Below are 24,568 nucleotides of genomic sequence, written 5' to 3'. Positions count from 1 at the left end.
ACCGCGATCAAGGGCGGCCCGGCGCTCGCATAGGCTGACGGAATGCAGGACGAGTACCGCACCGTAGCCCGGGCCGGCGTGCACGAGACCGAGATCAACCGTTCCCGTTTCCTGTGCGCCCTCGCCCCGGCGGCCACCGAGCAGGAGGCCCAGGAGTTCGTCGCGGCCGTCCGCAAGGAGCACGCCGACGCCACCCACAACTGCTGGGCGTACGTCATCGGCGCCGACGCGTCCGTGCAGAAGGCCAGCGACGACGGCGAGCCGGGCGGCACCGCCGGCGTCCCCATGCTGCAGATGCTGCTGCGCCGCGAGATGCGGTACGTCGTCGCCGTCGTCACCCGGTACTACGGCGGTGTGAAGCTCGGCGCGGGCGGGCTCATCCGGGCCTACGGCGGAGCGGTCGGCGAGACCCTGGACGAGGTCGGCGCACTCACCCGGCGCCGCTTCCGGCTGGCCACGGTCACCGTCGACCACCAGCGCGCCGGCAAGATCCAGAACGACCTGCGCGCCACCGGGCGGGAGGTCCGGGACGTCCACTACGGCGAGGCCGTCACCATCGAGATCGGCCTGCCGGACGCCGACGTGGACGCCTTCCGCGCCTGGCTGGCCGATGCGACGGCGGGCTCGGCCGGGTTCGAGCTGGGCGGCGAGGCCTACGGAGACGCGTGAGGTCCGGTGCCCGAAAGGGGTCGGCCGGACCGCACGCCTCTCAGACGTTCACGCCTCCTCGGAGACCGTGCTCCGCGGGCGGGGAATGCCCAGCGCGCACAGGGCACCGACCAGGACCACGGCGACACCGACCCACACCGCGGGGTGCAGGCCGTCGACGAACTCCTGGGGGCTGCGGGTGCTGCCGTGCGCCACGAACACCGTGCTGAGGACGGCGATGCCGAGCGCCCCGCCGATCTCCCGGACCGTGGTGTTCGCGCCGGAGGCCTTGCCGGCGTGCTCCTTGGCGACCGAGGCGAGCACCACCGCGGCCGTGGGCGCGAAGACGAAACCCATGCCGATGCCCGCGACGATCATCGGACCGACCATGGCCGAGTAAGCGGTGCCGGTGTCCGCGACCAGGTTGATCCAGCCGAGGCCCACCCCCTGCAGGAACAGGCCGAGCGCCATCAGCCGGCCGCCGCCGACCTTGTTCGTGAGCACACCGGCGACGGGGGCGACGAACATCGGCATCAGCGTCCAGGCCAGGGTGCGCACACCGGCCTCCAGCGGGGTCCGCGGGGGCACGATCTGCAGGTACTGGGCGAGCAGGAACAGCGAGCCGAAGACACCGAAGTACATCGCCGCGGAGACGATGTTGGTGAGCGTGAAGGCCCGTATCCGGTAGAAGGACAGGGGCAGCATCGGCTGCGCGGCCCTGGCCTCCCAGAGCACGAACACGGCGAGCAGCACCGCACCCCCGGCGAAGGCACCCAGCACCTTCGCCGAACGCCAGCCGTCCGTGTCGCCGTGCACGATGCCCCACACCACCGCGCACAGTCCGGCAGCGGCCAGCAGCATGCCGACCAGGTCGAGGCGGATCCCGGGCAGCGAGCTCTCGCGCAGCGTCAGCAGGATGAGGGGGACGGCGACGACGCCCACCGGCACGTTGATCCAGAAGATCCACCGCCAGTCCAGCCCGTCGACCACCGCACCGCCGACCACCGGGCCCGTCGCGACGGCCAGGCCGCTGATCCCCGACCACAGGCCCAGCGCCAGCCCGCGCATCCGGTCCGGCACGGCCTGGGACAGCAGGGTCAGCGACAGCGGCATCACGGCCGCCGCGCCGAAGCCCTGGATCGTGCGGAAGGTGATCAGCTGGGCGCTGGTGTCGGCGAGACCGCAGCCCGCGGAGGCCAGCGTGAACACGATGATGCCGAGCACGAACACCTGCCGGCGGCCGAACCGGTCACCGAGCGCGGCCCCCGTCATCAGCAGGCACGCGAAGCTGAGGACGTAGGCGTTGACGAACCACTGGAGTTCCTGGGTGTCGGCCTTCAGGTCGACGGCCAGGGTGTGCAGGGCCGTCGACACGACGAGGTTGTCGAGCGCGACCATGAACATCGGCACGCTGCAGGCGACGATCGCGAGCCAGAGCGGAACGCGCCGACCCGTGCGCTCCGGGCCGGCGACGACCGGATCGTCGAGGACCGGGTTTCCTTCGGACAGCGTCATGGCGGGGGTCTCCTGATGGGGGTGAGCGGGGTCAGGCGTTCGTGTGCTGCTCGGCCAGCCGCCGCTTGGCGTCCGACCAGTCGATGGGCAGATCCGCCGCCGGGACCTCCCAGAACGTGAAGACCGAGTGCTTCATCGTGGGCCGCAGACCGGTCATGATCGACTTGTGCGGCTCGGTCCGTGCGTACGTGTAGAGCGCGTCCCTGTCCTGCCAGGCGGAGAGCGTCCAGAAGGTGCGCTTGAAGGGTTCGGCGATCAGCGAGGCGCCGTAGGCGCCGGGCGCGCCGGAGACCTGCCGCCAGGCGACCAGGGACTTGAGGAAGAAGCGCGGTACGTCCTTGAGGGAGCGGACCTCCAGACGGGACGCCATGACGAACGCCTCGGCATCCGGCGCGGGCTTGTTGACGGTGGTCCAGGGCAGGGTCGGCATGGCTGCGGCCTTTTCGGGTCAGAGGCAGGGCGAGAGGAGGGACCCAAAATTGGATACCTCTACTGTCTATGTTAGACAGTAGAGGTATCCAGTTTTCAAGAGCGGAGCCGATCCGATGCGTATGTCCGAGCTGAGCCGCCGCAGCGGCGTCTCCGTCACGACGATCAAGTACTACCTCCGTGAGGGCCTGCTCCCGGCCGGCCGGCAGACCGCCGCGACCCAGGCCGAGTACGACGAGCAGCACCTGCGCCGGCTCCGTCTGATCCGCGCGCTGACCGGTGTGCGCGGGCTGTCCGTCAGCACCACCCGGGACCTCCTCGAAGCCCTGGACCAGCACACCGGCGACACCCACCGCACCCTCGGCCTCGCCCTCGGCGCGATCCGGCTGGCCGAGGAGCCCGCCGAGCAGGCCCCCGAGGCGGCCGAAGTCGACGCACTGGTCGAGGAGTTGGGATGGGATGTGCACGAGTCGGCGCCCGCCCGCGCCGCGCTCGCCGAGACCCTGGCCTCGCTGCGCTCGCTGGGCATCCCGCGGGACTGGCACGCCTTGCTGCCCTATGCCCGGCTCGCCGAGCGGACCGCGGTCCTCGACCTCGACCAACTGGACGGCATCGAGGACCCGTTGGAGCTGGCCGAGCACGCGCTGCTGCTGACCGTCCTCCTGGAGCCCGCGCTGCTGGCGCTCAGGCGCATGGCCCAGGAGAACGAGTCGGCACGGCGGCACACCGGGCACTGAGACGCGTCAGGACAGCTCGCGCAGGATCTCGGCCGCGGCCTGGGGCCCCGCCGAGAACGCGGCCTCGTGGGACCCGATCAGGTCCGGGCCCAGCTGCTTGGAGTGGAGGTACGACCCGGCCGGCTTGGCCCGGCCGCCCTCGTTGGCGTCGTAGATCACGGACTGCAGCTCGCGCAGCGCCATGTCGCCGGTCCGCCTGCTGCCCCACGCCCGCGCCGCCGCCGAGGCCATTGCCCGGGGCATCCGCCCGAACGGCTGGCGGGATGCGGAGGTCGGTACGTGGCGCGCACGACAACCGTTTGGTCGTGCAGTGGCCGACTTTTGTTCACATCAAGGCGATTCCCGGGCGTATCGGGCGTAGTTGCCGGTCGCGCATCGAGGTCCGTGGTGGATCAGGTGTGCCGAGGCATTAGCGTGGTGGGTGCTGTGCGCGAGCCTGTCCGGGTTCGTGTGGGTCCTTGAGGTGTGGATGGGGTAGTCGTGCGGGCCGGAGCGGTTTCGTGAGAGTGCTGCACACGTCCGACTGGCATCTCGGCCGGGCCTTCCACCGGGTGAGCATGCTCGGAGCGCAGGCCGACTTCATCGGTCACCTCGTCACCACCGTGCGCGAGTACGCGGTGGACGCGGTGGTCGTGGCCGGGGACGTGTACGACCGCGCGGTACCCCCGCTCGCCGCGGTCGAGCTGTTCGACGACGCCCTGCACCGCCTCGCCGCCCTCGGCGTGCCCACGGTGATGATCTCCGGCAACCACGACTCGGCCCGCCGCCTCGGTGTCGGCGCCGGACTCATCGACCGCGCCGGCATCCATCTGCGCACCGAGCCGTCCGCCGCCGGCACCCCGGTCGTGCTGGCCGACGCCCACGGCGACGTGGCCTTCTACGGGCTGCCGTACCTCGAACCGGCGCTGGTGAAGGACGAGTTCGCGGTGGACAGGGCCGGCCACGAGACCGTGCTCGGCGCCGCCATGGACCGCGTCCGAGCCGACCTCGCCGGCCGCCCGCCGGGCACCCGCTCCGTCGTCCTCGCCCACGCCTTCGTCACCGGCGGCCAGGCCAGCGACAGCGAGCGGGACATCACCGTCGGCGGAGTGGCCGCCGTGCCCGCCGGGGTCTTCGACGGCGTCGACTACGTGGCGCTCGGCCATCTGCACGGCTGCCAGACGATCACCGAGCGGGTGCGCTACTCCGGCTCCCCGCTCGCGTACTCCTTCTCCGAGGCCGACCACCGCAAGAGCATGTGGCTCGTCGACCTGGACGCCGAGGGCGCGGTCACCGCCGAGCGGCTCGACTGCCCGGTGCCGCGCCCGCTGGCCCGCATTCGGGGCGCCCTGGACGACCTCCTCGCCGACCCCGCTCTCGCCCGCCACGAGCACGCCTGGGTCGAGGCCACCCTCACCGACCCGGTCCGCCCCGCCGAGCCCATGGCCCGGCTCACCGAGCGCTTCCCGCACACCCTCAGCCTGGTCTTCGACCCGGAACGGGCCCCGGACGACCCCGAGGTGTCGTACGCCCGGCGCCTGGCCGGCCGCAGCGACCAGCAGATCGCCCAGGACTTCGTGGCCCATGTGCGCGGCGCCGGGCCCGACGAACAGGAGGCGGCCGTGCTCGGCGAGGCCTTCGACGCGGTGCGCGCCGACGACGCGGTCCGGGAGGTGGCCCGGTGAGGCTGCACCGGCTCGACATCACCGCCTTCGGACCCTTCGGCGGCTCCCAGAGCGTCGACTTCGACGCGCTGTCCGCCGCCGGGCTCTTCCTGCTGCACGGCCCCACCGGCGCGGGCAAGACCTCCGTCCTGGACGCCGTCTGCTACGCGCTCTACGGCTCCGTGCCCGGCGCCCGGCAGAGCGGCCAGGGCATGCACCTGCGCAGCGACCACGCCGAGCCCGGCACCCGCACCGAGGTACGCCTCGAACTCACCGTCGCCGGACGCCGGTTGGAGATCACCCGGCAGCCGCCGTGGGAACGGAAGAAGCTGCGCGGCACGGGGACCACCGTCGACAAGGCCCAGACCTGGCTGCGTGAGTACGACGCCACAGCCCGCGCCTGGAAGGACCTCAGCCGCTCCCACCAGGAGATCGGCGAGGAGATCGCCCAGGTGCTCGGCATGAGCCGCGAGCAGTTCTGCCAGGTCGTCCTGCTGCCCCAGGGCGACTTCGCCCGCTTCCTGCGCGCCGACGCCGAGGCCCGCGGCCGCCTCCTCGGCCGTCTCTTCGACACCCAGCGCTTCGCCGACGTCGAGAAGCGGCTCGCGGAGCGCCGGCGCACGACCGAGGCCCGGGTACGGGAGGGCGACGCCGCGCTCCTCGCCGACGCGCACCGCATGCAGCAGGAGGCGGGCGACGCGATGGAGCTGCCCGAGCTGAGCCCCGGCGAGCCCGGCCTGGCCGAGGCCGTCCTCGGTGCCGCGGCCGTGGCCCGCAGCACCGTGCGGGAGCGCCTCACCGTCGCCCACAGCCGGCTGGCCGCCGCCGAGTCCGGCCGGGCCGCGGCGCAGCGCACCCTGGACGACGTACGCGAACTCGCCCGGCTGCAGGGCCGGTTCGCCGAGGCCCGGCAGCGGGCCGAACGCCTTCAGGAACGGGCCGGCGCCCACCGGGAGGCGCAGGAGCGCATGGCGCGCGCCCGCAAGGCGGAGGCGGTGGCGCCCGCGCTGGAGCTGCGGGAGGCCGCCGAGACGGACCACGGCGCGGCCGCCGAGGCCGAGGCACGAGCACGCCGTAGGCTTCCCGGCTCCTACGCCGACGCCGGCCCCGCGGGCCTCACGGCCGCCGCCCGCCGCGCCGCCGAAGAGCTGGGCGGTCTCGAGTCGGCCCGGCGCGCCGAACGGCGGCTCGCCGAACTGGCCGAGGAACGGGCCGGGTTGGACCGGCAGGAGCGTGCCGACGAGGACGTGCTGCGCGAGGCCGACGCCTGGCTCGCCGAGTGGGACGCCACGCGCGCGGCCCTGCAGTCCCGCACCGAGTCCGCGCAGGAGGCGGCCACCCGCGCCGAACAGCTCGCCGTCCAGCGCGAACCCGCACGACGGCGCCTGCACGCCGCACGGACCCGGGACGAGCTGGCCGCCGACCTGGAGGAGGCACAGCGCCGGGCCCTCGCCTCCGGACAACGCGCCCTGGACGCCCGCACCCACTGGCTGGACCTCAAGGAACAGCGCCTGACCGGCATCGCCGCCGAACTGGCCGCGCACCTCACCGATGGCGAACCCTGCGCCGTCTGCGGAGCCACCGCACACCCCGCCCCGGCCCGCAAGGTCGCCGGACACGTCGACCGCGAGACCGAGGAACGCGCCCAGGCCGCCCACCAGCACGCCGAGGAACAGCACACCGAGGACGAACGGCGCCTCGGCGTCGTACGCGAGGCCCTGGCCGCCGCCACCGCCGAGGCCGGCGACACCCCCACCGCGCGGCTCGCCGCCGAGGCCGACCGGCTGGAGCAGGACTACGCGCGCGCACGCCGCGACGCCTCCGCCCTGCACGCCGCCCAGGAGGAGCTGCGGGGGGCCGAGCGCGAGCGCGAGCAGCGCCTTCAGGCCCGCCAGGAGGCCGCCGTACGGGCCGCCTCCCGGCTCACCCGACGCGAGACCCTGGAACGTGAACACGCCCTCCTGGAGCAGGAGTTGACGCTGGCGCGCGGAGCCGCGACCAGCGTGGCCGACCGCGCCGCACAGCTGGAGCGGCAGGCGACGCTGCTCACCGACGCCGCCCACGCCGCGAGCGCCGCACAGGACGCCGCGCAGCGGCTCAAGGACGCCGACGCCCGCCTCGCCGACGCCGCCTACCGCGCCGGCTTCGACACCCCGCAGGCCGCGGCCGCCGCCCTGCTGGACGACGTGGCCCACCGCGACCTGCAACACCGCCTGGACGCCTGGCAGTCGGAGGAGGCGGCCGTACGCGCCGTGCTGGCCGAGGCCGACACCGCGGCTGCCGCGCAGCAGCCGCCCGCCGACCTCGCCGAGGCGGAGCGGACGGCGGCCGAGACGGAACGCCGGCTGCGCGCGGCCGCCTCCGCACGGGACGCGGCCGCCCGCTGCTGCACCGAGCTGGACCGCCTCTCCGCCCGTGCCGCCGCGGGAGTACGGGCACTCGCCCCGCTGCGCGCCGAGTACGACCGGGTGGCCCGCCTGGCCGCGCTCACGGCGGGCACGTCCGCCGACAACGAACGCAAGATGCGCCTGGAGTCGTACGTCCTGGCGGCCCGCCTGGAGCAGGTTGCCGCCGCCGCGACCGCACGGCTGCAGCACATGTCGTCCGGCCGCTACACCCTCGTCCACTCCGACGACCGCACCGGACGCGGCCGCAGCGGCCTCGGGCTGCACGTCGTGGACGCCTGGACCGGCCGTGAGCGGGACACCGCCACCCTGTCCGGCGGCGAGACCTTCTTCGCCGCCCTCGCCCTCGCCCTGGGCCTCGCCGACGTCGTCACCGACGAGGCCGGAGGCGTCCGCCTGGACACCCTCTTCATCGACGAGGGCTTCGGCAGCCTCGACGACCAGACCCTGGACGAGGTCCTGGACGTCCTCGACTCGCTGCGTGAACGCGACCGCAGCGTCGGCATCGTCAGCCATGTCGCCGACCTGCGCCGCCGGATCCACGCCCAGCTGGAGGTCGTCAAGGACAGATCGGGGTCGTCGCTGCGGCAGCGGGGCGGGTGACGGTCAGCGGCCGAGCGGACGCCGGGGCAGGGGCGAGGAGTACACCACGCTCGTGGTCACCGAACCCAGCGCGCCGATCCGGCCGGAGATCTCCTCCAGATGCGGCATCGACCGCGCGGCGACCTTGATGACGAAGCAGTCGTCGCCGGTCACGTGGTGGGCCTCGAGGATCTCCGGAGTCGCCGCCACCAGGTCGTGGAAGGGCTTGTAATTGCCGTTCGGGTAGCGGAGCCGGACGAACGCGAGGATCGGCAGGCCGAGCCGCTCGGGGTCCACGACCGCCGCGTACCCCTGGATGACACCGGCTTCCTCCAGCCGGCGCACCCGTTCGGTGACCGCGCTCGGCGACATGGAGACGGCGCGCGCCAGTTCGGCGTAGCTGGCCCGGCCCTCCCGCTGGAGGACCTCGAGGATGCGCCAGTCGGTGGCGTCCGGGGAATACACGGTCATCCCGGATGGATAGCAGGGAAATCCCCGGCCGATCAAGGGGAACCCCGGGGATCCCCACTTCAGGGACCCGGCCCAGCGCCATAGATTTCTGGCCATGATCACCAACTCCGTGAGCCCCGTCCTGCGGGTCGCCCCCGCCGAGGCCGCCGCCTACTTCCGCGCCAGTCTCGCCTTCCACGCCGACGTCTCCGACGTGGCCGTTGCGCTCGCGGCCGACGGCGACCCCGGCTTCGTCGTGATCGACTGCCGCTCGACCGAGTCCTGGGACCAGGGGCACGTCCCCGGCGCGGTCCACCTGCCCACCGCGCTCATCCCCGAGCAGGCCGAGCAGCTCCTCGACAAGTCCGTGCCCGTGGTGACGTACTGCTGGGGCCCCGGCTGCAACGGCGCCACCCGCGCCGCCCTCGCCCTGGCCGAACTCGGCTACCAGGTCAAGGAGATGCTCGGCGGCTTCGAGTACTGGGCCCGGGAGGGCTTCGCCTACGAGACCTGGCAGGGGCCGGCGCGCCGGGACGCCGACCCACTGACGGCACCCGTGGACGGCGAGTGCGGCTGCTGACGCCCGCCGTGTAGGTTCTGCGCATGGCTCGATACGCGGATCCAGGCGCACTGGAGTGGGTGGAGTCGGGCGGTGGCCCGCTGATAGCCGTACCGGAGACGGTGCTGCCGTTCTGGGCGGGCGCCGACAGCGAGGAGCTGGCCACGGACTACGACCGCGCGTGCGAGGTCGACGGCTACGTCGGGCTGCTCCCGGTCGGCGACAGCACCGCCCTCGTCTTCGGCGACGAACCCGCCTCCACCTCGTACCTGCCCGACCACGGCACCTTCGTACGCTGGTCCGCCGCGAACTCCGAGAGCGAGCTGCTGGCCCAGATCCCCGGCGCGCTCCACGCGGCCGTGTGGGAACACGAGATCCGCTGGAACGTGCCCGGCCCGGTGGTGCTGTTCGACTCGGCCTGGCCGGGCGGCGCGGCGGAGGGCGGGGAGCACCTGCGCGTGCCGCTGCAACCGGGCTCGTACGCGGTGCGCGCGGCCTACGCCCAGCCCGGCCCCGAGACCTGGGTCGGACTGGTCCAGCTCAGACGGCTCGTGGACTGAGCCGGGGCGCGCCCGCCGTCACCGCAGGCCGTCGAAGGTGATGTTGAGGTGGCGCGGGCCGCGCAGCACGGCGTTCGGGCGGTAGGGCGGCGGGTCCTCGACCAGCTGGGGGTTGTCGAGCCGCCGGGCCAGTTCGGCCAGCGCGATCTGGGCCTCCAACCGGGCCAGCGGAGCGCCGAAGCAGCTGTGGATGCCGCTGCCGAACCCGAGGTGCTGGATGTCCTCGCGGTCCGGGTCGAACCGGTCGGGATCGGGGAAGCGCTCCGGGTCCCGGTTGCCCGCGGCCAGGACCAGCCAGATCCGCGAGCCTTTGGGGATGGTGACACCGCGCACCTCGATGTCGGTGATGCAGGTGCGCTGCGGCACGAGCTGCACCGGCGGTTCGTAGCGCAGGAGTTCCTCGACGATCTTCACGGCCAGGCCCGGGTCGTCACGCAGCCGCTGGAGGTGCTGCGGGTACCGCAGCAGCGTGAGCATGCCGTTGGTGATCAGGTTGACGGTCGTCTCGTGACCGGCGATGAGCAGCAGCACCGCCGTGCTCAGCACCTCCATCGCGGTCATCGCGCCGTCCGGACCGTGGCTGTTCACCAGGTCGGACAGCATGTCGTCCTGCGGTTCCCTGGCGCGCTTCTCCACCAGCCCGTTCAGGTACATGCCGAGCTGCAGCCGGGCCTCCTGCGCGGTCTTCATGGCCTCGGCGCTCGTGCGGGTGTCGGGGTCCAGGCCGGCGACGATCGGGTCCACCCAGGAACGGAAGCGGGGTTCGTCCTCGCGCGGCACGCCCAGCAGCCGGCAGATCACGGTCACCGGGAAGGGGTACGCGAACTGGTCGACCACGTCGATCTGCCGTGCGTCCCCGAACCCGTCGATCAGGCCGGTGACGATCTGGGCGAGTTCGCCGCGCATCGAGTCGACCCGGGTGGGCCGGTGCGGCGGACCGAAGGAGCTGTTGGCGATCCGCCGCAGCCGGTCGTGCTCCGGCGGGTCGAGCCGGATGAAGCTCGGCGGCAGCCCCGTCGCCTCCGGCCCGGACAACTCGTCGTCGCCCGGGGCGGTGACGTTGGCGGCGTCGGAGCTGATCCGCGGGTCGTGGAGCAGGTTCTTGATGTCCCAGTACGAGCTGATGACGTACGGACCGTCCTCCTCCTCGTGCAGCACCGGGGTCTTGCGGAGCTCCTCGTACAGCGGATACGGGTTGGCGCGGTTCGCGAAGTCGGTGATCTGGCGCAGGAGCGAGGCGTGCGTCATGCGGAGTCCTTGGGGCGTGAAGGTCCGTGGAGGGGGAGCGGGGTCCGGGCGCCGGGTCAGTGGGCCGGGGTGAAGACGAGCTGCCGGTCGGTCGGTGAGTAGCCGCTGAGGGTCACGCCCGGGCCGTGGGTCGGCAGCGACGGGTCGGGGAACTCGGCCGGGACCGGCTGGCGGCCCTCGGGGCGGCGGTCCATCGTCGGGTACTCCACCGGGAACGGCGCACCTCGCTCGATCTCCCGCTGGTAGAACTCCAGCCACCGGGTGTTGTCGAAGCTCACGGCGGCGATTACGCGGTCCTGGTAGCCGTACACGCCGACGAACCGGCGATCCGCCAGGGAGCCCTGCGTGATCATGATCTGCTCGCCCATGGGCGGGACGCCCACGGACTTGATGTTCACGCCGAACTGCGACGACCAGAAGGCGGGCACCCACAGGTGCGGGCGGCGGTCGCTGCTGGGGCTGATCATGTTGTGCGCGGCGATCTCGGCCTGTGCGACGGCGTTGCCCCAGTGCTCCAGGGAGAGGAACTGGTAGCCGAACAGCGCGTGCGGGGACCGGGCGACGTCGCCCGCGACGAAGATGTCGTCGGTGACGATGCCCCGGAAGTCGAAGGCGCGGCAGCCCGCGTCACAGGCGATGCCCCGGGGTCCCGCGCCGAGCCCCGACCCGGTCAGCCACTCGGTGTTGCGCGTCGAGCCGAGCGAGACGACCACGAGGTCCGTCTCGACGACGCTCTCGTCGGACAGATGGGCGGCCCTCACCCGGCCCACCGAGTCGCCCTCCAGGCCGGTGACCATGACACCGGTGCGCAGGTCGACACCGTTCTCGTGGTACAGCTCGGCGGACACTGCGCCGATCACCCCGCCGAGGGCTCCCGCCAGGGGCGCGCCCGCGCGTTCCGCCACGGTGACCGCGAGGCCCATCTCCCGGCAGGCCGAGGCGATCTCCGACCCGGAGAACCCGGCGCCGATGATGAGGACCCGGCGCGGACCGGCCTTCAGCCGCCGGTACAGGGCGGCCGCGTCGTTCCGGGTCCGCAGCAGGAGGACGCCGTCCAGCTGCGCCTCCGACTCCTTCGGCCAGGGCCGGGCGCGCACACCGGTCGCGATCAGCAGGCGGTCGTACTCGACCTCGTCCCCGTCGGCCAGCCGCACCCGTTTCGCGGTCATGTCGAGGCCCGCCGCCGGGACGCCGAGGCGCCACTTCGCGTCGATCTCGCGGCGCCGGGGCAACTCGGTGTGGAGCGGGTCCGCCTTGCCCAGCAGGACGCTCTTGGACAGCGGCGGCCGGTCGTAGGGATCGTACGGCTCGTCACCGATCAGGGTGAGTTCACCGGTGAAGCCCTCGGCACGCAGCGTCTCGGCGGCCCGCAGGCCGGCCAGCGAGGCGCCCACGATCACGATCCGGCCCTCGCGCCTGAGCCAGCCCACGTAATCAGTGACCATCGGACGCCTCCCGGCCGGACGCGGCGTCGTCACCCGTGCCGTCGAGACCGTCGGCCGTGATCGCCTGCACCGGGCACGCGGCGACGGCACGGGCCACTCGCTCCCGCTGTTCCTCCTGCGCCCGCGGGTTGTAGATCAGCGCCTCCTCGCCGTGCATGGCGAAGACGTCGGGCGCGAGGAACGCGCACTGCGCGTACCCCTGACACTTGTTGAGATCGACGACGAGCCTCATCGGCGCTCCGTCCTTCAGGTGGCCAGGTCCGGTGCGCGCCACCACGTTCCGCGCGGGCGCCTTCGGACGGCGGTCATGTCCCGCTCGCCAGCATGCGAGCGTCGAGGGAGGCCTCGCGCGCTCAGGCACGCCGTTGGAGTGAACGGGCTCCGCGGGGTCACGCGGACGCCGTGAGACGCGCCCTGGTGCGACCGCTCGCCACGATGATGTAGACGCTGAGCACCAGCGACCAGGCGGGGAAGACCAGCTCCGCCCAGGGGACGTTCGACGAGACGAGGAGCAGGGTCAGGGCGGTGAGGTAGCCCAGCACCGAGAGCCAGCGCGGGAGCACGCCGAGGCGGTGCCCGATCACCGACATGGAGCACACGAACACGGCCGCCATCCGCATCGCGTACCCCGTGATCAGCGTGTACGCGAGGTGGCGGCCGAAGTCCCAGGTGGCCGTCCCGGAGCCGGCTCCCGGGGGGTGCGCGAGGCCCAGCACGGCCGCGCCCGCCGCGGCGGCGGCGAACATCGTGGCGGTGAAGACCAGTCCGCTGCCGAGGAGGACGGTGGCGAGGAACCTGTCCTCGACGGCCCCGACGTGGGCCCGGACGGCGCCGACGAACCACAGGAAGAAGATGCCGGCGAACGGTACGAGCGCGAGTGCGGTCCGCACCGCGTTGCGCTGCGCGGAGTCCGTGAACGCCGGGGCGTCGACCGCGTCGGCCCCCTCGGGAATGCCCAGCCGCAGCAGCACGATCGCCGCCGCCAGCAGCAGCGCGAACAGCACTCCGGCCAGTCCGGCGGCCCGCGGGGTCTGCATCGCCTCCTGACCCGGCCCCTTTCCCTGCATACCCGGCCCGCCTCCTCCGACTCGCCCCTCGCCACCAGCAAGCCGCCCCACCAACGGCTCCGCCACCGGAGGGCGGCCGTACGGCCGAACGGGGTGCGGTCCGCTGCCTGGGACCGGGTCGCCCTGCGCAGCAACCCCCTGCCCCTGCGTGGCCGCACCGCGCTCGTCACCGGAGCCGGTAGGCGTGCCGGAATCGGGCACGCGGTGGCGAGGCGGCCGGCCGCGTGCGGCGCGGTCAACCCCGGGTCACCGGCGAGGTCAGAGCTGGGACAGCTCGTCCAGCAGGTCGTCCAGGCCCAGCGAACCCTGCGAGAGGGCCGCCATGTGCCAGGCCTTCAGGTCGAAGGCGTCGCCGTGCCGTTCGCGAGCCTTCTCGCGGCCCAGCAGCCATGCCCGCTCACCGAGCTTGTAGCCGATCGCCTGGCCCGGAATGGTCAGGTACCGGGTCAGCTCGCTCTCCACGAAGTCCGCGGGCCGGCTGCTGTGCGCGCCGAAGAACTCCTGGGCCAGCTCCGGCGTCCACCGCTCACCGGGGTGGAACGGGGAGTCCGCCGGGATCTCCAGCTCCAGGTGCATGCCGATGTCGACGATCACCCGGGCCGCCCGCATCATCTGCGCGTCCAGGTAGCCGAGCCGCTGCTCCGGGTCGGTGAGGTAGCCCAGCTCGTCCATCAGCCGCTCCGCGTACAGCGCCCAGCCCTCCGCGTTGGCGCTGACCCCGCCGACCGTGGCCTGGTAGCGGGACAGGTCCTTGGCGACGTGGGCCCACTGCGCCAGCTGGAGGTGATGCCCGGGCACGCCCTCGTGGTACCAGGTCGACACCAGGTCGTACACCGGGAACCGGGTCAACCCCATGGTCGGCAGCCAGGTGCGGCCGGGACGCGAGAAGTCCTCCGACGGGGGCGTGTAGTACGGGGCCGCGGCACCGCCGGGCGGGGCGATGCACGACTCCACCTTGCGCACCCGCTCGGCGAGGTCGAAGTGCGTGCCGTCCAGATCCTCGATGGCCTTGTCCATCAGGCCCTGCAGCCATTCCCGGACCTCGTCGACACCCTCGATGTGCCGGCCGTGCTCGTCCAGGTGCGCGAGCGCCACCCACGGGGTCTTCGCGCCGGGCAGGATCTTCTCCGCCTCCTGCTGCATCTCGCCGAGGATGCGGTGGAACTCCGACCAGCCGTACGCGTACGCCTCGTCCAGATCCAGGTCGGTGCCGTTGAAGTAGCGGGACCAGCGCGCGTAGCGCTCGCGGCCCACCGTGTTCGGGGCGCCCTCGATGGCCGGCGCGTACACGTCCCGCATCCAGTCCCGCAGCTCCACCACGGCGGCGCTCGCCGCGCGGGCGGCCTCGTCCAGCTCCGCGCGCAGCGCGTCCGGGCCGGCGGCGGCGAAGTCCTCGAACCAGCCGAGGCCCTTTCCGTCGGTGTCCGACCACTCGGTGAGCTGCTCGACGAAGGTCGCGGTCGGCCGCGGCGCCGCGTACAGCTTGCGCTCCAGACCGAGCGCCAGGGACTCCTGGTAGCCCGCGAGCGCCCCCGGCACCGCACGCAGCCGCTCGGCGACGGCCGCCCAGTCCTCCTCCGTCTGCGTCGGCGTGACCGTGAAGACCTCACGCACCGAGTGGCCGGGCGTGCTCAGGTTGCCGACCTCGCGCAGGTGCTCGTCGGCCTCGTGCACGGCCAGCTCGGCGGTCAGCCGCTCCCGCAGCAGCCGCCCGCAGCGGCGCTCGACGTCACTGTCCGCGCCGGGCTGCCGCTCCGCCTCGTCGAGCCGGGCGAGGGTGGTCCGCGCCAGCTCCGCGAGGGCCTCCCGGCCCCGCGGCGAGTAGTCGGGCAGCCTGCTCGAACTCTCCTTCACACCAAGGTAGGTGCCGGTGACCGGGTCGAGGGCGATGAGGTCGTCCACATAGGTGTCGGCGACCTGGCGGGGCAGCGGGCTCTGGATCTCAGACATGCCGCCATCCTCGTACGGGGACTATGCCTGCGTCACCCAGGTATTCGTGATTCCGCTCTGGGCGTGGCCGGAGGCAGCAGCGGCCCGCAGTCCCACTGCTGGAAGATCAACCGGGTTTCCACCCGGGCCACTTCCCGGTGCGCCGTGAACTCGTCCAGCACCAGCCGCTGCAGATCGGCCATGTCCGCCACGGCCACATGCACCAGATAGTCGTCGGGCCCGGTCAGATGGAACACCGTCCGTGACTCCGGCAGTGCCCGGATCCGCTCCACGAACGGTCCTACCAGCTCCCGCCGATGCGGCCGGACCTGAACCGACAGCAGGGCCTCCAGACCGCGCCCCAGCTTCGCCGGATCCAGCCGCAGCTGGTGGCCGAGGATCACGCCCGCGCGGCGCAGCCGGGTCACCCGGTCCAGACAGGTCGACGGCGCCACGCCCACCTGCGCGGCGAGATCGCGGTAGGTGGTCCGGGCGTCGTTCTGCAGCAGCCGCAGCAGGTGAAGATCCACCGGATCCAGTACGACAGATTCAGCCATTGGCCGAACGTAGCACGGTGTTCGATTCCGGTGACCCGTCCTGTGTTCAACCTTCCGCCCATGGACACAGCGAGCACGGGTGCCTACGACGCCGTACGCACCGCATCGAGAGCACTGGCCACCGAGGCCGTGCACGCCGGCCGCGACGACCTCGCCCGGCAGGGCCTGCACGCCCCGCCCATCGACCTGTCCACCACCTACCCCTCGTACGACAGCCGGGGCGAGGCGGCTCGCATCGACGCCTTCGCCACCGACGGCGCCGACCCGGTGGGCCCGCCGATCTACGGCCGCCTCGGCAACCCGACCGTCGCCCGCTTCGAGACCGCCCTGGCCAGCCTGGAGGGCACTGAGTCCGCCGTCGCCTTCGCCAGCGGCATGGCGGCGCTCAGCGCGGTCCTGCTCGCCCGCTCCGCCATGGGCCTGCGCCATGTTGTCGCGGTACGGCCCCTGTACGGCTGCAGCGACCATCTGCTGACCGCCGGGCTCCTCGGTACGGAGGTGACCTGGACCGACCCGGCCGGCATCACCGACGCGCTGCGCGCCGACACCGGTCTCGTGATGGTCGAGTCCCCGGCCAACCCCACGCTCGCCGAACTCGATCTGCGGGCGATCGCCCACGCCTGCGGCACGGTCCCGCTGCTCGCCGACAACACCTTCGCCACACCTGTTCTGCAGCGCCCCGTCGAACAGGGTGCGCGGCTGGTGCTGCACAGCGCCACCAAGTACCTCGGTGGCCACGGCGATGTGCTGGCCGGTGTGGTGGCCTGCGACGAGGAGTTCGCCGGACGGCTTCGGCAGATACGTTTCGCCACGGGCGGTGTCCTGCATCCGTTGGCCGGCTATCTGCTGCTCCGGGGGCTGTCCACGCTGCCGGTGCGGGTCCGGGCCGCCTCCGCGAACGCCGCCGAGCTGGCCGCTCGGCTCGCCGCCGACCCGCGGGTGGCCCGTGTCCACTATCCGCGCCTCGGCGGCGCGATGGTCGCCTTCGAGGTCCACGGCGACCCGCACGAGGTGATCTCCCAGGTCCGGCTGATCACCCCGGCGGTCAGCCTGGGCAGCGTGGACACGCTCATCCAGCACCCCGCCTCCATCAGCCACCGCATCGTCGACGCCGACGACCGGCGCGGCGCCGGGGTGAGCGACCGGCTGCTGCGGATGTCGGTGGGCCTGGAGGACATCGACGACCTGTGGGCCGACCTGGACCAGGCCCTGGGGGAGCGGGCCGCCACGCCGGTACCGCTCCAGGAAGCCGTGCGCTGACGGGGGTGCGCACGACAACGGCCCGGCGGGAAACCGCCGGGCCGTCCGTCATCGAGCCGGGCTCGGTCGCGGCGGGCTCAGTCGCGGCGGGCCGCCCCGCCGAGCCGCTCCTCACCGCCGCCGAACGGCGTGCGCGCGGCGACCGGGGCGGCGTCCAGGCGGGCCGTGATGACCAGGGTGCCCTCCTCGATCTGGTAGTCCAGGGGCAGCCCGAGACCGCGCATCGCGGCGACCATCCCGGTGTTGGAGGCCTGCGTCACGGCGTAGACGCTCTCGCAGCCCGCCTCCACCGCCATCGCCACCAGGCGGCCGAGGAGTTCGGCGCCGACGCCGCGCCGCTGCCAGTCGTCCTCGATCAGCAGCGCGACCTCGGTCTCGTCGCCGTCCCACAGCAGATGCCCGAGGCCGACGATCCGGCCCGAGGGGGTCTGGGCTGCCAGCGTCCGCCCGAAGCGGGGGCTGAGCAGGTGGTTCAGATAGCGGTCGGCGTTCCCGACGGGCCCGTGGTACCGCATGCCGAGGGTGCGCTTCGAGCACCGCTCGTGCATCGCCCGGGCCGCCGCCAGGTCACCGGTGTCCGCCCGGCGCACGGCGATGTCGTTGCCCTCGGGCAGCGTCAGCACGTCCTGGCCGCGCGGGATGCGCGGACCGAGCCGGCTGTCCAGCTCCACCAGAGCCCTGGCCCGCGCGAACTCGGTCGGCGTGAACGGCAGATACGGCCGCTCCACGGTGAGCACACCGCCCTCCGGCGCCCGCAGCCGCATCACGGTGTCCTCCAGGACCCCCTCGACCGGCACGGGCTCCGGGCCGCGCCCCCCGCCGACCGGCGTGGCGGGCAGCGAACGGATCGTGCACCGGCCCAGCAACTGCCGGAGCGCCAGCGGCAGTTCCGCCGCGTCCAGCGCGGTGCGCGCCGCCAGGCCGAGGACCCGGGTGGGGGCGTCCACCAGGTCGTGGGCGTCGGCCCGCTCGATCCAGGTGGACGTACCGCCGGCCAGCGCGACCGCCCGGGTGATCTCGGCCCCCGCCAGCGCCTCGGGCGACCGCAGCAGGAACTCGTCGACCGTGCCGTCGGCCAGCGGATGCGTCTGCAGGCTCAGGATGTCGACCCGCCGCCCGGCCAGCGCCGTGCACAGTGCGGCCAGCGAGCCGGGCTCGTCCTTCACCGTCGTCCGCATCCGCCACAGTGCGCCGGTCCCGGCCACGTCCTGCGCGTCCGCCTTCCGTACGGGCCCGGCCGACCGCCCATCGGCGGCCGACCGGGCACCGGTATCCTCGGCCGGCGGTGCGTGGCCGTGGCGCCGAGCCCACCACGTGTGGAAGCCCGCCGTCGCGGCCAGCACGATCGCCGAGATCACCAGCAGCGCCGGACCGTCGGGTCCGTGCCCGATCAGGTTCGCCACTCCGTCGGCCACGGCAACGGCCGTGAACAGGGCGGCGAGTTCGACGAGGTCCCGCCGCCAGTGGTGCACGGGCCGTCCGTGCTTCGTCCGGGTCACTTGAGACATGTCTGGAGTCATGCACTCACTGTGAAGGAACGGTGTTGCGTGATCACGAACGGTTTGTGACCGATGGGTAAAGCATGCTTCCGCCCTTTTTGTTGCGCTTTCTATTGTTGCGGTGGGGCAGGCCTGCCGGTCCGGCTCAGGCGGCCACCTCCTCGGCCAGCGCGTCCCGCAGCCGCCGCGCCTGGACGACCAGACGGGAGGAGCCGCCACGCGCGGCGGCCTCCGCCAGGTGCGGCACTTCTCCGCGCGCCCCGGACCGCTCGGCGCACTCCGCCGCCACGGCCATCAGGTCTCCGAGGCCCCGGGCCGCCACGGCCGCCGCCTCCGGGCGGGCGGTCGCCAGACCGGCCAGCGGAACGGGCAGGGCGTGCCGGAGCAGCTCCCATATCGTCGCATTGGCTCCCGTGGCCGCCGCCGTCCGTACCGACTCGGCCAGCCGCTGCGGCTTCACCGCACCGCCCCCCACCAGCTCGCCCAGATCCGCGCCCAGCCGCGCCGCGTCGAGCTGCCCCCGCGCGGCGAGCACCAGCAGGGCGTCCACGGCCGCGAGTCGGTCCTCCTGGTGCCGCGCACCGAGCCCGTACGCCACGCACAGGTGCACGGCCTCGCCCGCCACGCCGCCGGATTCGGCGAGCAGCGGAAGCACGCCGGTACCGCGCTCGTCGTCCACGGCCGTGTCGGCCAGATCCTGCAGCATCCGGGCCGCGACCAGCTCCCGCCGCTCCGGGAGCACGGCGAGCCAGTGCCGGCGTGTGGCGGGGTCCCAGTGCCTGCACTGCCAGCCGCAGGAGATGGGGGACAGCGGCCGACCGAGCCGGTGGAACTCCTGCGGGAAACCGTCCTGCAACTCGGGGAGTTCGGCCAGCTCCAGAAGGATCCGCTCGCCGTCGGTGTGCCGCGTGGCCTCGGGGAGGGCGGCGTTGGTGCCGCCCAGCCAGCGGGCCAGCCGCGCCCCCTCCGCAGTGCCGAGCGCCCTGGCCCGCCCCGCCGCTTCCTCGACCGTCGCGCGGTCGTCCCTGCGCACCCGCAGCAGGGCCTGGGCGAAGTCGGTCGCACACACCCGGGCGTCCAGGCGCCGGTACTCCGCCAGGCGGGCCACCAGTTCCGCCGGCTCCAGCAGGCCCGTGCCCCAGGTGGGCGTGGCGAGCAGCAGCGGCATCGGGTCCGTGCGCAGGCGGTACGCCACCTCGCGCAGCCGCGCGTCGAAGACCCGGGCGAGCCCGCTGTGCGGGCACTCGTGTTCCTTCGGCCCCTTGCGCACGGCAGCGTGGAGCGTCGCCGTGCTCACCTTGCCGTGCAGGGTCGCGAGGAGCAGTTCGAGGCCTTGCCGGGCGCCGAAGAGGCCGTACCGGGAGTTGCTGAACATGTCGTCCGTACGCGGCCACTGCCGGTCCTCGTCCGTGGCCCACCAGCTGTTCGCGACCACCGGCACGAGCGCCCGGCGCAGTGCCTCCGGATCCTGGTACGCGTGCCGCACCAGACCGTCCAGCGCCCGCTCGAACGCGGCCACGTCACCCTCGGAGGCCAGCAGCGCCCCCATCTCCTCGGCCACCTCCTCGGCCGTCAGCGGCGCGGGCTCCAGCCGGAACGGCTCCGGGGCGGGCGGCAGCACCTCCTCGTACACCTCCTCGAACTCGCTCTGCGCGACACCCAGCGCGGCGGCCGCCCGGGCGCGCAGTGCCGGGGACAACTGCTGTGCGGCATGGGCGAGTTCCTCCTGGACCTCGTCGGCGTCGAGCTTCTTCAGGTGCCGTTCGACGAGCTTGAGCGCCCGCTCCTGCACCTGGGTGTCCTCGTTTCCGAACGCCTGGGCCACGACCGGCAGCAGCTCCGCCGCCGTGCCGGGGTCGCGGGAGAGCACCTTGCCGAGCAGGACGAGCTGGGCCCGCACCAGCTTCTTCTCGCTGCGGAACAGCAGCCCTTCGGAGGCCTCGGCCAGCTGCCGGGAGGTCAGATCACCCTGCAGCGCCAGGCCGGTGAGCACCGCCTGTGCGTGCGAGGCGACGGGGGAGACCGCGTCGCGGGACAGCGCCGTCCAGTCCGGGATCCGCGTCCGCTCCTCGTCCCGGGTGAGCGCGAGCTCCGTCAGCAGCGGCAGGAAGATCCGGTGGTCGGTGGGGCCGCCGCCGCGCAGCAGCCGGGCGACACAGGCGTCGACCAGGAACTCGCGGTCCAGGGAGCCCTCCTGGGCGAGTGCCGCGAGGGCGCTCTGCCAGGAGCCCGGTCCTTCGCCGAGCAGCCAGCGGACCTCGGCGAGATCCGACAGCGTGAACAGCCCGCCGACCAGCGTGGCGAGGTTCGGCTCGCGGCGCAGCACGTCGGCGACGCCCTCGCGGCGCCATCTGCCGTCGCCGACGCTGACGTGCCGGATCCAGCCGACCACATAGGCGTCCGTCACCGGGACCTCGCAGCCCGACCGGCTCACCAGCCCCGCCATCAGGGCGTACGGCACCTGTGCGGACACCGGCCGCTGGGCCAGCCGGTGCGCCACATCGGCCAGCCAGCCCGTGTCCCGGCCCTCCAGGACCCGCAGGAGTGACTCCGCGGACGCCTGCCGCCACCGCAGGTCGCTCGCCGCGAGCCAGGCCGCGGCCGCCGCGGCTCCCGTGTGGCAGGCGGCCCCGGCCAGGTGCAGCGCCGGGCGGATCTTCTCCGACCTGCCCTCCCACGGCGGGACGGCCCGCAACTCCTTGCGCAGCTGCTTCAGATCCGGCAGTGACGCGCGCCGTTCGGCCGTCGTCATGCCCTGCACCAGCCGCAGCGTCTCCGCCGTACGCCCGGCCCGTACCGCCTCCATCAGCTCCCTCATCGCACGCCCCCGTCGATCGCCGCCATGCCCTGTCCCACCGCGGCGCCCCGCCGCACCATCCGCACCGCCAGCGCGTGCTTGCACGGCCCGCGTCCGCCCCGGTACTTCGCCCACCACAGGCAGCTGCAGGTGAGCACCCCCGCCTCATCCCGCACCCGGTGCACATGTCCGTCCTCGGCGGTCACCGTGGCCAGGGCGCCGTCGAGGGTCACCGCGTCCGCCGCCGCCAGGGCTCTGGCCGAGCGCAGCCGCGGATTGTGCCTCTCGACGCGCTCGGAGTCGTAGGGCAGCTCCCGGTGGAAGTAGGCCGCCTCCGCCATGTCGTATCCGACGCGGCCCGAGGTGCCGAGGCGGACCAGGGCGGCGCGCACCCGCTCGGGTGTGAGGCCCGAGGCGGCCGCGAGGTCGGCCACGTCGACGCGGGGTTCCCACGCCAGCAGCACGGCTATCAGCTCGGCGTCCCCGGCGGCCTCGTCGGTGGCGAGCGCGTCCAGGACGCCGCCCTCGCCGGAGAAGCCGCGCGAGGCGTCCGGCGACAGCGTGAGCGTGAGCCGCATGCCGGGCAGAACGACCTCCCAGGCGGCGGCCGTACTCGCCGCACCGCCCACCGCGGGGCCGTACACCCGCAGGGCCGTCGCATGCCGCAGCACCCGCTGCAGCGCGGCCAGCCGCTCCGGACCCGGCAGGCACACCGCGCCCGGCACCGGCCGCGTCGTCGGCCGCAGTCCGCGGCCCACCGGGACCACCCAGCGCGGTCCGCCCGAGGCCCGCCGCGCCCCGCCCGCCCTCGGCAGCCCGCGCAGGAACCGCACCGCCTCGTCCGCCGGCAGCTCGGCCCGCAGGTCGAACCCGGCCGCGATCACCTGGGCCTCGGCGAAGCCGCGCAGCCACCGGTCGGGCAGCGGGACCTTCTTCTCCACCACCGGGCCGTCCAGCGTGGTGACCGCCAAATCGTCCGGGCCGACCCGCAGATGGAGCGGATCGTCCGTACCGATCCGGGACAGAGCCTCGCGCAGCGGGTTGTTGACGTCGACGTTCGTCGTGCCGTGCCCCACCTCGCCGCCGTCGAGACCCGGAGTGAGGACGTCCAGCCGGGCATACACCCCGCCGCAGCCGGAGAAGGACTCGAAGCGCAGCCGGTCGCCGTTGCCGGTCACCACCGGGTCGAGCGAGGCGCGCAGCTGCGGCTGGTAGTAACGCGCTGCCGCCACGTCGGCCACCGCGAGCAGCGCCGCCGCAGCGACCTGGGGCGAGGTCAGAAAGCCCGCGAAGAACCGCGGATGGTCCTGCACACCCGTGGGTGTCGCACCCCGGGACGTTTCCAGCCCGAGGCGGCGCCCGTCCGCCGCGGACTCGAGCGCGGAGGGTCGGCGATAGGCCACGGCCTGCAGTGATCGCGTCATGGGAAAAACCGTAGAGGCGCCCACTGACAATCGGCCTGACCTGCGAAAACACCTGCCCGACGGTGGAGTTGCCGGGCGGCTGACCGTGCCGCGCTCCGGGGGATGACGCCGGCGCGCGGCACGGCTTCGAGCGTACGGGACCCGGCGGCCCCGCGATCTCCTACTGGCCGACCCGGCCCGGCTGCAGCGTCTGCGTGAACAGCACCGTGCCGTCCTGCTCGCGCAGCCGTACCGTCAGTTCGCCGCTGTCGCCGTCGATGTCGACCTCGCCGAAGAACTGGTAGCCGCCGGCGGGCGAGACGTTCGCCGCGGTCGGCGCCTTCACGAACACCCGCTCCGGACCGAACGTGTTGTCCAGCGCGTTGGCCGGGAACGCGCCGGCGTTCAGCGGCCCGGAGACGAACTCCCAGAACGGCTCGAAGTCCGTGAACGCGGCCCGCGCCGGCTGGTAGTGCTGGGCCGAGGTGTGGTGCACGTCCGCCGTCAGCCACAGCGTGCCGGTGATCCGCCGGTGCTTGATGAAGCGCAGCAGCTCGGCGATCTGCAGCTCACGGCCCAGCGGCGCGCCCGGGTCGCCCTGCGCCACCGCCTCGAGGTTCGGCTTGCCCTCCATCGGGTCGGGCACCACGAGGCCGAGCGGCATGTCGGCGGCGATCACCTTCCACACCGCACGCGAGCGGGACAGCTCCCGCTTGAGCCACTCCAGCTGCTCCCGGCCGAGGATGCCCTGCGGGTCCACGGTCTGGTTGTCGGGCGAGTTGGCGTTGCGGTAGGTGCGCATGTCCAGCACGAACACGTCCAGCAGCGGGCCCTGGCGCAGCACGCGGTAGACGCGGCCCTCCTTAGCGCCAGGCCGCAGCGTGGAGATCGGGAAGTACTCGCTGAACGCCCGCCGGGCGCGAGCCGCCAGCACGTCGATGCTCTTCTCGGTGTACCGGGTGTCGGTGGAGGCGATCACCTCGCCCGGGTACCAGTTGTTGCGCACCTCGTGGTCGTCCCACTGGATGACGGACGGCACCCGGGCGTTGAACCGCTTCAGGTTCTCGTCGAGCAGGTTGTAGCGGAAGTTGCCCCGGTACTCGGCGAGGGTCTCGGCGACCTTCGCCTTCTCCTCGGTGGTGACGTTCCGCCAGGTGGAGCCGTCCGGCAGGGCCTGGGTGGCGCTGATCGGGCCGTCGGCGTAGACGTTGTCGCCGCTGCACAGGAAGAAGTCCGGGTCCAGCCCGGCCATCGCGTCGTAGATCCGGTAGCCGCCGAGGTCGGGGTTGATGCCCCAGCCCTGCCCGGCCAGGTCGCCCGACCACAGGAAGCGCACGCCGTCGCGGCGGTGCCGGGAGACGGTGCGGAAGGTGCCGGTCACGGGCTCGCCGGTGCGGCGCGGGTCGTCCGGGTCGGCGAGCAGCACGCGGTAGTGGATCTGCTCGCCGGAGTGCAGGCCGTGCAGCCGGGTGGTGCCGGTGAAGTCCGTGTCGGCGCCCAGCAGCGGGCCGTGCCATCTGCGCGGGTTGCGGAACGACTCGGTGGCCGAGGTCTCCACGATCATCCGGGCCGGCCGGTCCGAACGCACCCACACCAGGCCCGAGTCGGCGGTCACGTCACCCGTCTGCACGCCCCAGCCCGCCTCGGGGCGGCCGGAGAGGGCGAACGCCGGTGCCGCGCCGAGGCCCGCGGGCAGGGTCAGGGCCGCCGACGCGGCGAGGGAGCCGCGCAGAACGCTGCGGCGGCCGGGGAAGGGACTGTGGGACATGGCTGTGCCTCCAGGAACGGGATCCGGCCAGTGTGCAGAGCCACACCTACTGGGGCGCTGCGGCGCC

At 73.4% G+C, this 24,568-nt stretch carries 21 protein-coding genes; 7 read left to right on the top strand and 14 right to left on the bottom strand.

Annotated features, from left to right (window positions below; genetic code table 11):
* Nucleotides 1-42 precede the first annotated feature (42 nt).
* Complete coding sequence (locus tag ACFYZZ_RS37640) at nucleotides 43-669, top strand: YigZ family protein (RefSeq protein WP_389186188.1); 627 nt, start codon at nucleotides 43-45, stop codon at nucleotides 667-669.
* Between the two features lie 48 nt (nucleotides 670-717).
* On the opposite strand, the gene ACFYZZ_RS37635 is transcribed toward ACFYZZ_RS37640, so the two are convergent.
* Nucleotides 718-2,052, bottom strand: coding sequence for an MFS transporter (locus tag ACFYZZ_RS37635; protein WP_389186435.1), 1,335 nt, complete (start codon nucleotides 2,050-2,052; stop codon nucleotides 718-720).
* Nucleotides 2,053-2,194: 142 nt separating this feature from the next.
* Nucleotides 2,195-2,593 carry a DUF3291 domain-containing protein gene (locus tag ACFYZZ_RS37630; RefSeq protein ID WP_389186185.1) on the bottom strand — a complete coding sequence of 133 codons (399 nt, stop codon included), beginning with the start codon at nucleotides 2,591-2,593 and terminating at the stop codon, nucleotides 2,195-2,197.
* A 115-nt stretch (nucleotides 2,594-2,708) separates the two neighbouring features.
* Here ACFYZZ_RS37630 and ACFYZZ_RS37625 point away from each other — a divergent pair, with 115 nt between their 5' ends.
* Nucleotides 2,709-3,329, top strand: a complete 621-nt coding sequence (locus tag ACFYZZ_RS37625) for a MerR family transcriptional regulator (RefSeq protein WP_389186182.1) — start codon at nucleotides 2,709-2,711, stop codon at nucleotides 3,327-3,329.
* Between the two features lie 6 nt (nucleotides 3,330-3,335).
* On the opposite strand, the gene ACFYZZ_RS37620 is transcribed toward ACFYZZ_RS37625, so the two are convergent.
* The gene (locus ACFYZZ_RS37620) at nucleotides 3,336-3,572 is read right to left on the bottom strand and encodes a hypothetical protein (protein ID WP_389186179.1); all 237 of its coding nucleotides are present in this window, start codon (nucleotides 3,570-3,572) and stop codon (nucleotides 3,336-3,338) included.
* A gap of 257 nt (nucleotides 3,573-3,829) precedes the next feature.
* Here ACFYZZ_RS37620 and ACFYZZ_RS37615 point away from each other — a divergent pair, with 257 nt between their 5' ends.
* Complete coding sequence (locus ACFYZZ_RS37615; RefSeq protein ID WP_389186176.1) at nucleotides 3,830-4,993, top strand: exonuclease SbcCD subunit D; 1,164 nt, start codon at nucleotides 3,830-3,832, stop codon at nucleotides 4,991-4,993.
* Complete coding sequence (locus ACFYZZ_RS37610; RefSeq protein WP_389186173.1) at nucleotides 4,990-7,980, top strand: AAA family ATPase; 2,991 nt, start codon at nucleotides 4,990-4,992, stop codon at nucleotides 7,978-7,980. Before ACFYZZ_RS37615 ends, ACFYZZ_RS37610 begins: the two co-directional genes overlap by 4 nt.
* Nucleotides 7,981-7,983: 3 nt before the next feature.
* Here ACFYZZ_RS37610 and ACFYZZ_RS37605 read toward each other — a convergent pair whose 3' ends face one another.
* Nucleotides 7,984-8,430: an Lrp/AsnC family transcriptional regulator gene (locus ACFYZZ_RS37605; protein ID WP_386579793.1), complete on the bottom strand. Its 447-nt coding sequence runs from the start codon at nucleotides 8,428-8,430 to the stop codon at nucleotides 7,984-7,986.
* 94 nt (nucleotides 8,431-8,524) lie between these two features.
* Between ACFYZZ_RS37605 and ACFYZZ_RS37600 the strand changes: the two genes are divergently transcribed.
* Nucleotides 8,525-8,989 carry a rhodanese-like domain-containing protein gene (locus ACFYZZ_RS37600; protein ID WP_389186169.1) on the top strand — a complete coding sequence of 155 codons (465 nt, stop codon included), beginning with the start codon at nucleotides 8,525-8,527 and terminating at the stop codon, nucleotides 8,987-8,989.
* A gap of 23 nt (nucleotides 8,990-9,012) precedes the next feature.
* Nucleotides 9,013-9,528 carry an immunity 21 family protein gene (locus ACFYZZ_RS37595; RefSeq protein WP_389186166.1) on the top strand — a complete coding sequence of 172 codons (516 nt, stop codon included), beginning with the start codon at nucleotides 9,013-9,015 and terminating at the stop codon, nucleotides 9,526-9,528.
* An 18-nt stretch (nucleotides 9,529-9,546) separates the two neighbouring features.
* On the opposite strand, the gene ACFYZZ_RS37590 is transcribed toward ACFYZZ_RS37595, so the two are convergent.
* The 6 genes from ACFYZZ_RS37590 to ACFYZZ_RS37565 all read right to left on the bottom strand — a co-directional run bounded on the left by ACFYZZ_RS37590 (nucleotide 9,547) and on the right by ACFYZZ_RS37565 (nucleotide 15,774).
* The gene (locus ACFYZZ_RS37590; protein WP_389186163.1) at nucleotides 9,547-10,776 is read right to left on the bottom strand and encodes a cytochrome P450; all 1,230 of its coding nucleotides are present in this window, start codon (nucleotides 10,774-10,776) and stop codon (nucleotides 9,547-9,549) included.
* A 56-nt stretch (nucleotides 10,777-10,832) separates the two neighbouring features.
* Nucleotides 10,833-12,221, bottom strand: coding sequence for an NAD(P)/FAD-dependent oxidoreductase (locus tag ACFYZZ_RS37585; protein ID WP_389186160.1), 1,389 nt, complete (start codon nucleotides 12,219-12,221; stop codon nucleotides 10,833-10,835).
* The gene (locus ACFYZZ_RS37580) at nucleotides 12,211-12,453 is read right to left on the bottom strand and encodes a ferredoxin (protein WP_389186157.1); all 243 of its coding nucleotides are present in this window, start codon (nucleotides 12,451-12,453) and stop codon (nucleotides 12,211-12,213) included. Before ACFYZZ_RS37580 ends, ACFYZZ_RS37585 begins: the two co-directional genes overlap by 11 nt.
* Nucleotides 12,454-12,610: 157 nt before the next feature.
* Nucleotides 12,611-13,288 (bottom strand): hypothetical protein, encoded by a 678-nt coding sequence (locus tag ACFYZZ_RS37575; protein WP_389186154.1) that lies wholly within the window; start codon nucleotides 13,286-13,288, stop codon nucleotides 12,611-12,613.
* A gap of 258 nt (nucleotides 13,289-13,546) precedes the next feature.
* Nucleotides 13,547-15,238, bottom strand: coding sequence for a DUF885 domain-containing protein (locus ACFYZZ_RS37570; RefSeq protein ID WP_389186151.1), 1,692 nt, complete (start codon nucleotides 15,236-15,238; stop codon nucleotides 13,547-13,549).
* A gap of 32 nt (nucleotides 15,239-15,270) precedes the next feature.
* Complete coding sequence (locus ACFYZZ_RS37565) at nucleotides 15,271-15,774, bottom strand: Lrp/AsnC family transcriptional regulator (protein WP_094219622.1); 504 nt, start codon at nucleotides 15,772-15,774, stop codon at nucleotides 15,271-15,273.
* 60 nt (nucleotides 15,775-15,834) lie between these two features.
* Between ACFYZZ_RS37565 and ACFYZZ_RS37560 the strand changes: the two genes are divergently transcribed.
* Nucleotides 15,835-17,034 carry a trans-sulfuration enzyme family protein gene (locus ACFYZZ_RS37560; RefSeq protein ID WP_389186148.1) on the top strand — a complete coding sequence of 400 codons (1,200 nt, stop codon included), beginning with the start codon at nucleotides 15,835-15,837 and terminating at the stop codon, nucleotides 17,032-17,034.
* 77 nt (nucleotides 17,035-17,111) lie between these two features.
* Here the strand turns inward: ACFYZZ_RS37560 and ACFYZZ_RS37555 are convergent, their stop codons facing one another.
* The 4 genes from ACFYZZ_RS37555 to ACFYZZ_RS37540 all read right to left on the bottom strand — a co-directional run bounded on the left by ACFYZZ_RS37555 (nucleotide 17,112) and on the right by ACFYZZ_RS37540 (nucleotide 24,501).
* The gene (locus ACFYZZ_RS37555) at nucleotides 17,112-18,542 is read right to left on the bottom strand and encodes a GNAT family N-acetyltransferase (protein ID WP_389186145.1); all 1,431 of its coding nucleotides are present in this window, start codon (nucleotides 18,540-18,542) and stop codon (nucleotides 17,112-17,114) included.
* A gap of 136 nt (nucleotides 18,543-18,678) precedes the next feature.
* Entirely contained in the window at nucleotides 18,679-21,351 is a 2,673-nt protein-coding gene (locus ACFYZZ_RS37550; RefSeq protein ID WP_389186142.1) for a DUF6493 family protein, read from the bottom strand.
* Nucleotides 21,348-22,754, bottom strand: a complete 1,407-nt coding sequence (locus ACFYZZ_RS37545; protein WP_389186139.1) for an SWIM zinc finger family protein — start codon at nucleotides 22,752-22,754, stop codon at nucleotides 21,348-21,350. The genes ACFYZZ_RS37550 and ACFYZZ_RS37545 overlap by 4 nt, the downstream gene beginning before the upstream one ends.
* Before the next feature lie 160 nt (nucleotides 22,755-22,914).
* A complete protein-coding gene (locus ACFYZZ_RS37540; protein WP_389186136.1) occupies nucleotides 22,915-24,501 on the bottom strand; it encodes an alkaline phosphatase D family protein in 1,587 nt (528 codons plus the stop codon).
* Between the last annotated feature and the right edge of the window lie 67 nt (nucleotides 24,502-24,568).

The organism is Streptomyces sp. NPDC001816 (assembly GCF_042892235.1).
In the GTDB taxonomy this organism is placed as follows: Bacteria; Actinomycetota; Actinomycetes; order Streptomycetales; family Streptomycetaceae; genus Streptomyces.
Note: the sequence above shows the minus strand (reverse complement) of the source record. Positions and strands in the feature narration are given on the sequence as shown.